The 11,233-nt window shown below is 65.2% G+C and carries 5 protein-coding genes; 2 read left to right on the top strand and 3 right to left on the bottom strand.

Annotation, left to right across the window (positions count from 1 at the left end; all coding sequences use genetic code 11):
* Positions 1 to 3 precede the first annotated feature (3 nt).
* On the top strand, positions 4 to 2,136 hold the full coding sequence (locus ABD05_RS31280) for a class I SAM-dependent methyltransferase (protein ID WP_047904056.1): 2,133 nt from the start codon (positions 4 to 6) through the stop codon (positions 2,134 to 2,136).
* Between the two features lie 956 nt (positions 2,137 to 3,092).
* Positions 3,093 to 7,067: an FAD-dependent oxidoreductase gene (locus tag ABD05_RS35465; RefSeq protein ID WP_063847310.1), complete on the top strand. Its 3,975-nt coding sequence runs from the start codon at positions 3,093 to 3,095 to the stop codon at positions 7,065 to 7,067.
* 335 nt (positions 7,068 to 7,402) lie between these two features.
* Here ABD05_RS35465 and ABD05_RS31260 read toward each other — a convergent pair whose 3' ends face one another.
* From ABD05_RS31260 to ABD05_RS31250, 3 genes are read right to left on the bottom strand one after another with little or no spacing between them, the layout of a single operon-like run.
* On the bottom strand, positions 7,403 to 8,257 hold the full coding sequence (locus tag ABD05_RS31260) for a 3-hydroxybutyryl-CoA dehydrogenase (protein WP_047904053.1): 855 nt from the start codon (positions 8,255 to 8,257) through the stop codon (positions 7,403 to 7,405).
* Positions 8,258 to 8,295: 38 nt separating this feature from the next.
* On the bottom strand, positions 8,296 to 9,489 hold the full coding sequence (gene bktB / locus ABD05_RS31255; protein WP_047904052.1) for a beta-ketothiolase BktB: 1,194 nt from the start codon (positions 9,487 to 9,489) through the stop codon (positions 8,296 to 8,298).
* A gap of 42 nt (positions 9,490 to 9,531) precedes the next feature.
* On the bottom strand, positions 9,532 to 11,160 hold the full coding sequence (locus tag ABD05_RS31250; RefSeq protein ID WP_420796380.1) for an electron transfer flavoprotein-ubiquinone oxidoreductase: 1,629 nt from the start codon (positions 11,158 to 11,160) through the stop codon (positions 9,532 to 9,534).
* Positions 11,161 to 11,233: the final 73 nt, after the last annotated feature.

The raw sequence follows: 11,233 nt of genomic DNA, 5'->3' as shown, positions 1-11,233 counted from the left end.
AACATGCACGCCCGATTCGACCTTGGTGATTCCACCGCCGCGCTGGCCCGACAACTCGAACACTATCTCCACGCCTTTCCCGACGAAACGCGCACCTTGCTCGGCCTGTCGGCCGGTACCGCGATCGGCGTCGAGGTGCTCGACATGGAACTGCCGGTCAAGCTCGAGCAACATACGCATGCAGCCACGCTGCGCATCGGCCGCCACGACGCTCAGCGCGTGATGGCCTATACGCGCAGTTGCAACTGGGCGAACGGCATCGTGCTGGTGCCGACGCTGGTACGCCTGGTGTTTGCCGGCGCGTTCCGCGGCCTGCGGGCCGGCGCGCCCCGCGCGATGCGCGCGTTCGCGGAGTCCCACCAGCCCGACCCGACCCGTAACCTGGGAGTGCTGTGGGGCGCCCTCAACCTGATGAGCCTGGCCGGCTGGCTGACCCTCGATCGCGGCGACGAAGACGCCGAATATGCGCTCACCCCGGCCGGTGAATATGTCGTCGCGTGCGTCGAGCACGCCCGGCCGCTGTTCGAGCAACTGGCGAATGCCACGCCGGTGCTCCAGCATCTGCACGCACTGTGTCATCGAACGCGCGTGGCGGCCAACGACAGCGTGCTGTATGCGCAGCTCGCGCGGATCTGCGTGGCGGGTTGGCCGGAGTTTCCGCTCCCGGCCACCGATCTGGAGCGCCAGGTGAATGGACAGCTGCGCACGGCGATGGACGGCCTGCTGCTCGGCCCGACCTGGGTCGCGCTCGATATGCCGGTGTTCGACAGGCAGCCGGATGGCCAGTACTCGCAGTCGGCGCCCGGCATCCTCGGCAAGCTCGACGCGCAGCCCGACGGGGTCGCGGTCGGCGCGTGGACGCAGGCTGATCCTGTCGTGCTGCACGCGGCATGGGCGCTGATGTGCAAGTTCGGCATGGCGGAAATCGATCGGGAAAAGGTGCGCCTCACCGAGTCGGGCCGGATTCACCGGCCGATTGCTGCCCCTTACGCGGGGTTGCCCGCGTCCTATCTGCGTTCGTATGCGCTGCTCGACGAACTCCTGTTCCGCAACCCCGATCCGCTCGATATCGATAGCGACGGCCACATCGATCGCGTGATGAACGTGTATGCGTCGAGCGGCGCCGGGTCCGGGCCGGCGTCGCAGGAAATCACGACGAAAATCCTGCACGAACTGTTCGACGACACGCCGCTGGATCGCCAGCCGGCCGGCATCGCCGACATGGGCTGCGGCGACGGCAGCGCGCTGAAGCGCCTGGCGGAATACGTCATTGCGTCGACGCGGCGCGGCCGGCACCTCGCGACCCATCCGCTGCTCGTGATCGGCGCGGACTACAACGAATCCGCACGCGGCCGCGCCGCCGCCACGCTGTCTGCGCTGAAGGACATCTCCGGCGTGCAGGTACGCGTGATCGCCGCCGACATTTCCCAGCCCGACCGCTACGACCTAGCCGTGGCCGAAAGCGGCCTGACCGTCGGGCAGCCGGACGGCAGCGTGCGCCCGGCGCGGCTGAGCGACCTGTTGCATACCTTCATGTTCCTGGTCCACAACCGCCGGTTGAGCATCCGGCGCAAGGACGACGCCGAAGCGATCCTCGAGCGCCATCTCCGCACCGTCGATCGAGCACGCCTGCGCGCGGTTATCGACCAGCACTATGCGGGCGCGCTGACGGTATCGGATCGGGCCGAGTTGCCGATTACGCTCGACCAGATCAAGCGTGCGTTCAAGGTGGCGTATAGCGACGCGGAAGGCCTTGTTCCCGGTTACGTGGCGGCTGCGGATCTCATCGATTTCCTGACCCGCTGGAAGCGCCACGCGAAGCATGGCTTTCTCATCGTGGAAGGACATAGCCCGTGGGCGGAGAATCTTTGCGCGCGTGCGCCGGGCGGGCCGGACACGTGGTTGCGCACCGAGCAGCTTCCGTCGGTGTTCAACTGGGGCATGCATTTCGTGTCGCGTCAGTTCATGGCGCCGTTCAACGAATTCACGCTCGCGTTGACCCTCGCCGGCCTACGCCCCGACAGCCCGATTTACGGGCGGATTCATCCGGAGGGGTTCCCGGCGCCTGATTTGCTGAGCGACTATCGATTCTTCAGTATTGCAAACTATGTTGCCGACATCGGCACGGATCGCTAGCGCGGTGGCGGCGCGTCATGTCGACGCGACGGGGCCCTCGAACTTCCGTTCGAGGGCCGCTTCCTGCTCCCTGCTCTGGTGCGTCGGGCGCCACGGTGGCCGGCGTCCGATCACGCGGCGCCGGCCCGTGCCGGTCAGCGCTTCGCCGGCACCGGCGGCTCGCCCGCCGGCGACTCGACCGATATGAATCCCGACGACGCCGGGAAGCATTTGCCGGGACTGGATCGACACGCAGAGGCTCTGCGGCCGCCGGCACGGCCGCGTGCTGCAGTCGTGCGGCGTGCGGCGTGCGATGTGATGTCGATCGAATTCGAATGTGCAGCACGGTAATCGACGAGTATAGGCATCCGTATCGTTTCGATCAGGAAATATCGTATGGCGCCGCCCGATCGCTCTCGAATATTGAAAAAATACTGTCGACAATTCCAATATTTAAAAACACTGTCGATAATAACAGGTGGAATATTAAATACCCGACCACTAATATCAGAATGGCCCCGCCGAAACACGCATCAGACATCCTCGAATCGGCAAATGTGACGAGTTGATTACAGCATCAATGGCGCCGGGCTTCCAAGCGGTAAAAGGACAATATTTCAAAAGCCAGGTTGTGCGGATTTGGCCGACGACTGCATGGCGGCTGTCGCGCCTTGTTGATTTTAAATTCAATATTTATTTAAAAAATCCCGATCCACGCCATCGGGTTGAACAGCTCTGTCACGGAGACCATTTCAAAATGGACAGCTTTGGTCGCAATAGCGCCTGGCGCGGTTCCCCGTTTCGATACGCGTCCACCGGACGCCCCCTCCCGAAGTAAGTCAGCCTCCCTGTCGATCGAGTACGCATTTGCGTCGCGCACCGCGCACGTCGCGTGTCCGATGTCGATTCGGAGACTGATCGGCATCGCCCAATGACTTAGCCGTCCCCGCTGTCACACCACACGCAAAGAGGTCATCATGAGCTTCCTTCATTTCAACGCCACGACCGTCTCGCCGGTGCGCCACGCCCGGCAGCGGCGCCCGCTCGGCGCCGCGTTCTCGAACTGGATACTGGCCAACCATGGGGCCACCTACCGCGCCAGGATCGAAGCGCAGCGCGCGAAGGCCGCCGAAATCCGCGCGACGCGCGGCGCTGCCGCGTACAAGCTGTCGGCGAAAGCGGACGCGCCCCAGGTCGGGATCGTCGGCGGCGGTTTCGCGGGGATGTTCGCGGGGCTGATCCTGCAGTCGCTCGACATCGAGTTCGAGCTGTTCGAATCGTCGGACCGCGTGGGCGGACGCATTCACACGTGGTACTCGAGCGACTACGATCCGAACGACGTGCAGCGCGCCGGCCTGTATGGCGAAGTCGGCGGGATGCGCCTGCCGCAGTTTTCGGCGGACATGCTGCCGGTGCAGCAGCTTGCGCTGGCGGTGAATGCGGTGCTGGCCCGCAACGGCCTGGACGACCAGAGCGTGTACTGGCGGAAGTTCTATTACGACTCGCCGCAGCAGCGGCTGCGCTACAACAACATGGCAGTACCCACGACGGCCGCCGAGTCGACGCTGGACAGCTTCAACTTCGGCGTGGCGAACGGTGGCGACGTGCCGTTGGTCTGGGTGACGCCGAAGGGCGTCGGCAACGACCAATACCTGCCGATCAACAAGGTGCTGGATCAGGTGAACGCGCCGTTCCTGAAGGCCATCAACCGGTCGTTTGCCGAGGGCTTCGACCTGCTGATGCAGTACGACCAGTATTCGATGTGGGATTACCTGACGACGCAGTTCCGCCTCGGGGATCTCGGCGAGTACTACGATCCGGCGATGGGCGCGAAGAACGACCTGTTGCCGTGGTCCGTGGCCAATTTCCTCGAGACCACCAACGTCGGCAGCGGGATGTACTCGGTGTCATTCGTGGAGATGGTGATCGCCGTCTATGACTGGGGCGGCAGCAAGGACCCCTATCGGCCGGACGACGACGCGATCTACATGCTCACCGTGGACCAGGGGATGCAGCGCTTCCCGGACGCGTGCCGGATGGTGCTCGATCTGCAGGACGCCGTCACGGTGCAGGATGGCGTCACCGCGCAGATTCAGGTCGGCATGTTGCCGCAACCGGGCGGCCCCTACCGTTACGATCCGCCCAATCTCACGCCGGATGCCAGGCCGCCGGCATCCACCGCCCGCTATCCGGAAGGCGCGTCGCGCGGCGAGCCGTCGCGGGCCGCTTACAAGCAGCGCGTGCACCTTCAGCACGAGGTGACGAGCCTGCGCCACGACCCGAGCCTGAACGACGGCCAGGGCGGCATGCGGGTCAAGGTGCGCCGCACGCACGACGGCCGCGAGCACGAGCGAACCTATCCCTATGTCGTCACCACGCTGCCCACCGGCGCCTACCTGAACGGCCAGAAGCACGTGAACCTGCTGGAAGGGATCTCCTTCGACAAGGCGCAGGCCATCCGCGAATGCAACTACATGGCGTCGTTCAAGGCCTTCCTGACCTTCAAGCGCCAGTTCTGGGCCGACGCGGGCGAGCGCCAGGAGCAGACGGGCGGCTACGGCGCGGCGGCAACCGACCGCCCGAACCGGCAGATCATCTATCCGTCGTACGGCTATGCGGCGGACCAGGGCGTGCTGCAGGTGTATTGCTGGGCGCTCGATGCGCGCAAGCTGGGGGCGCTCGACGACCGGGAGCGCATCGCGGAATGCCTCAAGGGCATTCAATACCTGTACCCCGAAGTCGATGTCTACGAGTACTTCGCGGGCTACGAGGACGGCGTGACGACCAAGACCTGGTTCTGGGACGAGCACGCAGGGGGCGGCGCGTTCGCGCTGTTCAAGCCGGGGCAGTTCAAGCAGCTCTACCCGACGCTGCTGACGCCCGAGTTCGACGGCTGCCTGAACTTCGCCGGCGAGTGCTGCTCGGTGCATCACGGCTGGATCGTCGGGGCGCTGGATTCGGCCTACAACGCAGTGCTGAACATCCTTCTGCATGCGGGCGAGGCTGAAAAGATCGAGGCCATGCAGCAGACCTGGGGCAAGTTCCTGGCGCCGGATATCGAAGGCGACCCGGCCACGGCAAACCAGATGTCGTATGCCTACACGTACAACCTGGCAGACCGCGATGCGGCGTCGAAGCCGCCGGGCGGCGGCGACAGCATCTACGGCGACGCGCAATACGTGTTCGATGGCCAGGTGCCCGCGTTCGTGGCGGACTACGACACGGTGCCGCAATCCATGAAGGCCATCAACCGCGACAAGCAGGTGCTGGCGATGCTGAACTCGGCCTGGGACGACAACGTCGCCTGGCGCGCGAAGCTGCCGCCCAGGCCCGTGGATATGGAAAACGCGGTGAAGATGCTGGAGGACATCTACTACGGCAACAATTTCCAGACGATCCCCGCGCCGAAATTCTGGCTGAAGAGCGACGACGAGTTTGCCCGGCAGCAGCTCGCGGGCTTCATGCCGACGTTGCTCGAGAAGGTGTCGACGGCGGACTTCGACCGGCTGGTTTCGGAAGCCGGCATTGTCGACGCGGCGCGTCTCGGCCGGCCGGGCGCGGTGCAATACGTGGCCAACTACCGGCACTACCTGGACGCCTGCACGGTGACGCCGGTGGGCTACTACCTCGCCAAGCCACTCGTCTTCTTCACCGTGAACCACCATCACGAGCTGATGCCGGTCGGCATCCAGCTCGAACCGGGCGGCGAGCTGTTCACTCCGGACATGGTCAATGCGGAGAATGCGTGGCTGCTGGCCAAGATGCAGACCAACTGCGCGGGCCAGACGCTGCACGACGTGGGCTTTCATCAGTTGCTGACGCACCAGATCTGCGCGATGGTGTCGATCGCGCTGTTCTCGGAGGAGGTCTTCAACCCGGACACGCTGCCCCATTCCGCGGAGCCGTTCCAGCAGCACCCCGTGTTCAAGCTGCTGCGGCCGCACGTGGTGAAGACCGTGGAATTCCAGCAGACCATCTACAACCGTGCCTACGACCCGTATGCCGAGTCCTTCCCGGCGACCCGCGAGGCCAACGGCGCACCCGGCGTGTACAACATCGGCTTCGTCTACGACCTGATCTTCTCGTGCGGGCGGATCGGCAACTATCAGCTGCAGGACAAGATGTACTACGACAACGATCGCTTTCGCTTCCTGGAGCAGGCCCTTCCGGCCGATACGAAGCGGCGCGGCGTCGAGCAGACGCCGTTCTCCTACGCGTACGTTCATGACGCCGGCCTTTGGTACGACGCGATCTTCCGGTTCGTCGGCAAGTTCATCGCGATTCGGTATCCGGACGGCGATCCGGCGATCGCGGCGGACATCCAGCTTCAGCGCTTTTTCGACAAACTGATTCCCGCATTCAACTTCGTCGACAATGCGACGTTCGCCCATCGCTTCCCGGCCGAGGTCAAGACCGTCGCGACGCTGCGCGACGTGCTCACGATGTTCATCTGGCAGTTCTCGGTGCAGCACACGGTGGTCAACGATGGCGCGTACAACCATGCAGCGTTCGTGCCCAACGCATCGACGCTGATGTACCCGTTGCCGGCGGGCAAGCTGTCCTCGCGGTGGACGCCGGCCGACGTGCTGGCCTGCCTGCCGTCGCAAACGGCCACCTACCCGACCCTCGGCGGCATGAACTTCATGGACGTTCAGATCAACGCGTCGGTGACCGGCCAGGGCCCCTACCCCGAAACGGTGACGGGGCGCGGCGTGCTGGAGCCCTCGATCGACTTCCTGCAGGACAGCTACGGTTTCGTCGACCCGCAGCTGCGGGACGCCGTGTTCGAGTACTACCGGGATGTCGTGAAGATCGGCGAGGCGATCGGCGCGCGGCAGGCGAGGGATACGGCGAACTATCTGAACGCACATCCGGGCGCCACCGCGATTCCCGAAACCGTGGTGTTCGATCTCATCACGCCGGCCAACGTGATGAACACGATCCAGACCTGATCGGCGCGTGCGTCGGATCGGCACCGGGCGCCTCGATGGCGCCCGGTGCCGCACCCATTGAAGCCTTACGACGAATGGCGGTCACCCATGGCGTTGCAGTTTATCGAGCCTCGTGGTTTGCGAACCGCACGTACCGGTATGGGCGACGGGCACCAACCCATAGCGGTTGATCTTCGGCGAATAACGGACGCGAATATTTCATTCGAAAAAACACCCCGGAGGCCGGATCGAGATCCGGCCTCCGGGGTGCGGTGCCAAACCGGCCTTCACGCCGGCTTCATGCCGTCGCCGGATTCACGCGGCAGCGTACACGCCACCCGCGCCCGACGCTCGCATCACGCGCTGTAGTCGTACACCCCGCGCCCCGTCTTGCGCCCGAGCCGCCCTGCGGACACCATCTCGCGCAGCAGCGGGCACGCACGATACTTGGGATCGCCGAAGTCCTTCACGAACACGTCCATCACCGCGAGGCACACGTCGAGGCCGACGAGGTCGGCCAGCGCGAGCGGCCCGATCGGGTGGTTCGCGCCGAGCTTCATCCCCGCGTCGATCTCCTCGGCCGACGCGATGCCTTCGGCCAGCACGAAGAACGCCTCGTTGATCATCGGCACGAGGATCCGGTTCACGACGAAGCCCGGCGAATTGCGCACGCCGATCGGCGACTTGTCGAAACGCTCGGTCAGTTCGCGCACGGCCGACGCAGTCGCGTCGCTCGTCTGCAGCCCGCGGATGATCTCCACGAGCGGCATCAACGGCACCGGGTTGAAGAAGTGCATGCCGACGAAACGCGACGGATCGGCGAGCGGCGCCGCGAGCGCGGTGATCGAGATCGACGACGTGTTGGTCGCGATGATCGCGTCCGGCCGTGCGACGGCCTCGATCTGCTTCAGGATGCGGCCCTTCAGCTCGACGTTCTCGGTCGCGGCTTCGATCACGATGTCGGCCGACGCGAGCTTCGCGTAGTCGGTCGACGTCGTGATGCGCGCCAGCGCCGCGTCGCGTGCTGCCGCGTCGAGCTTGTCCTTCGACACGAGCCGCTCGAGGCTGCCCTTCAGCGTCGCGATGCCCTTGTCGAGCGCGGCATCGCTGACGTCGATCATCACGACGTTGAGTCCCGCAACGGCGGCGGTCTGCGCAATGCCGTTGCCCATGGTTCCGGCGCCCACGACGCCGACGATTTCGATGGCCATGAAATTTCCTGTGTGTTCGGGTGCTGAGTGTCCGATTATCAGATGTTCTCGAAGATCGCAGCAATCCCCTGGCCGCCGCCGATACACATCGTCACGAGCGCGTAACGCCCGCCGATGCGCTTCAGCTCATACAGCGCCTTGACCGTGATCAGCGCACCGGTCGCGCCGATCGGGTGACCGAGCGAGATGCCCGACCCGTTCGGGTTGACCTTCGCGGGATCGAGGCCGAGTTCCTGCGTGACCGCGCAGGCCTGCGCGGCGAACGCCTCGTTCGCCTCGATCACGTCGAGATCGCTGATCTTCAGGCCCGCGCGTTCGAGCGCCTTCTGCGTGGCCGGTACCGGGCCGATACCCATGTACGCCGGATCGACGCCCGCGTGCGCATACGCGACGAGGCGCGCGAGCGGCTTCACGCCTTGCGCACGCGCGGCGTCCGCGCTCATCATCAGCACGGCCGCGGCCGCATCGTTGATGCCCGAAGCGTTACCGGCCGTCACCGTGCCATTCTCCTTCGCGAACACCGGGCGCAGCTTCGTGAAATCGTCCGCGCTCGCATCGTGACGCACGTGCTCGTCGGTGTCGAACGCGACCTCGCCCTTCTTCGTGCGGATCGAGATCGGCAGGATCTGGTCCTTGAAGCGCCCTTCCGCGATCGCGCGCGCCGCGCGACGATGCGATTCGAGCGCAAGCGCGTCCTGCGCGTCGCGCGAGATGTCGTACTTGCGTGCGACGTTCTCGGCCGTCACGCCCATGTGGATCGTCTGGAACGGGTCGTGCAGCGCGCCGAGCATCATGTCGACGAGCTTGCCGTCGCCCATGCGCTGGCCGAAGCGCGCGGCCGGCACGGTGTACGGCGCGCGGCTCATGTTCTCCGAGCCGCCGCCGATCGCGACGTCGGCATCGCCGAGCATGATCGTCTGCGCGGCCGACACGATCGCCTGCAGGCCCGAGCCGCACAGGCGGTTCACGGTCAGCGCCGGCGCGTGCTGCGCAACGCCGCCGTCGATCGCCGCGACGCGCGCGAGATACATGTCCTTCGGTTCCGTGTTCACGACGTGGCCGAACACGACATGCCCGACCGCATCGCCCGGCACGTTCGCGCGCGACAGCACCTCGCGCACGACCTTCGCACCGAGGTCGGTCGGCGAGAAATCCTTCAGGCTGCCGCCGAAATCACCGATCGCGGTACGGACACCGCTCACCACCACGACTTCTTTCGCTGCATTGCTCATCGTCTGCTCCGGTTCGTTCGCGCACGCATGCGCGTTGATGCGTTACATGTTCGGGTAATTCGGCCCGCCGCCACCTTCCGGCGTGACCCACACGATGTTCTGCGTCGGGTCCTTGATGTCGCAGGTCTTGCAGTGCACGCAGTTCTGCGCGTTGATCACCAGCCGATCGCTGCCGTCGTCGTTCTTCACGAACTCGTACACCGCCGCCGGGCAGAAGCGCCCCTCCGGCCCCGCGTACGTGCGCAGGTTCACGTTCACCGGCACGTTCGCATCCTTCAATGTCAGGTGCGCCGGCTGGTTCTCCTCGTGGTTCGTGTTCGAGATGAACACCGACGACAGCCGGTCGAACGTCAGCTTGCCGTCCGGCTTCGGATACTCGATCGGCTCGCACTGCGACGCCGGCTTCAGCATCTCGTGGTCCGCGTGCCGGTGATGCAGCGTCCACGGCACGTTGCCGCCCATCACCTTCTGCTCGAGCCCGACCATCAGCGTGCCGAGATACAGCCCCTTGGCCATCCACTGCTTGAAGTTGCGCGCGCGGTACAGCTCCGTGTACAGCCACGACTGCTTGAAGGCGTCCGGGTACGCGTTGAGTTCATCGCTTTGACGGCCGGCCTGCACCGCGTCGAACGCGGCGTCGGCCGCCAGCATGCCGGTCTTGATCGCCGCGTGGCTGCCCTTGATCCGCGATGCGTTCAGGAAACCCGCGTCGTCGCCGATCAGCGCGCCGCCCGGGAACACCGTCTTCGGCAGCGATAGCAGCCCGCCCGCGGTGATCGCACGCGCACCGTACGACACGCGCTTGCCGCCTTCCAGGAACGCGCGGATCGACGGATGCGTCTTGTAGCGCTGGAATTCCTCGAACGGCGACAGGTACGGGTTCGTGTAGCCGAGGCCAACCACGAAGCCGACCACGACCTGGTTGTTGTCCATGTGATACAGGAACGAGCCGCCGTAGGTATCCGACTTCAGCGGCCAGCCGGCCGTGTGGATCACGAGGCCCGGCTTGTGCTTCGCGGGATCGATTTCCCACAGTTCCTTGATGCCGATCCCGTACGCCTGCGGATCGGCGTTCGCGTCAAGCTTGAACTTCGAGATCAGCTGGCGGCCGAGGTGGCCGCGGCAGCCTTCCGCGAACAGCGTGTACTTCGCGTGCAGCTCCATGCCGAGCTGGAAGTTCTCGGTCGGCTCGCCGTCCTTGCCCACGCCCATGTTGCCGGTCGCGACGCCCTTCACCGAGCCGTCGTCGTTATAGAGAATCTCGGCAGCCGGGAAGCCCGGGAAGATCTCGACGCCGAGCGCTTCCGCCTGCGTGCCCAGCCAGCGCGTAACGTTGCCCAGCGAGATCACGTAGTTGCCGTGGTTCTTGAAGTTCTCGGGCAACGCCCAGTTCGGCGTGGTCACCGCACTCTTTTCGGACAGGAACAGGAAGCGGTCTTCCGTCACCTCGACGGTGAGCGGTGCGCCCTGTTCCTTCCAGTCGGGGAACAGCTCGGTGATCGCGCGCGGGTCCATCACCGCGCCCGACAGGATGTGCGCGCCGATCTCGGAACCCTTCTCGAGCACGCACACGCCGATCTCGGTGCCTTTCTCGGCGGCCAGCTGCTTGAGCCGGATCGCCGCCGACAGCCCGGCGGGGCCGCCGCCGACGATCACGACGTCGTATTCCATCGATTCGCGCGGGCCGTATTGCGCGAGCAAGTCCTGTGTGGTCAAAATCCTGTCTCCTCCTGCGTCCCGACCG

The organism is Burkholderia pyrrocinia, from assembly GCF_001028665.1.
Lineage (GTDB): Bacteria > Pseudomonadota > Gammaproteobacteria > Burkholderiales > Burkholderiaceae > Burkholderia > Burkholderia pyrrocinia.
This window is presented reverse-complemented; position numbering and strand designations above follow the sequence as displayed.

Bases quoted from the DNA above. Each gene is read 5' to 3' on its own strand.
- ABD05_RS35465 (WP_063847310.1), top strand. From the start codon at position 3,093: ATGAGCTTCCTTCATTTCAACGCCACGACCGTCTCGCCGGTGCGCCAC.
- ABD05_RS31260 (WP_047904053.1), bottom strand. From the start codon at position 8,257: ATGGCCATCGAAATCGTCGGCGTCGTGGGCGCCGGAACCATGGGCAAC.
- bktB (WP_047904052.1), bottom strand. From the start codon at position 9,489: ATGAGCAATGCAGCGAAAGAAGTCGTGGTGGTGAGCGGTGTCCGTACC.
- ABD05_RS31250 (WP_420796380.1), bottom strand. From the start codon at position 11,160: ATGGAATACGACGTCGTGATCGTCGGCGGCGGCCCCGCCGGGCTGTCG.
- ABD05_RS31280 (WP_047904056.1), top strand. From the start codon at position 4: ATGCACGCCCGATTCGACCTTGGTGATTCCACCGCCGCGCTGGCCCGA.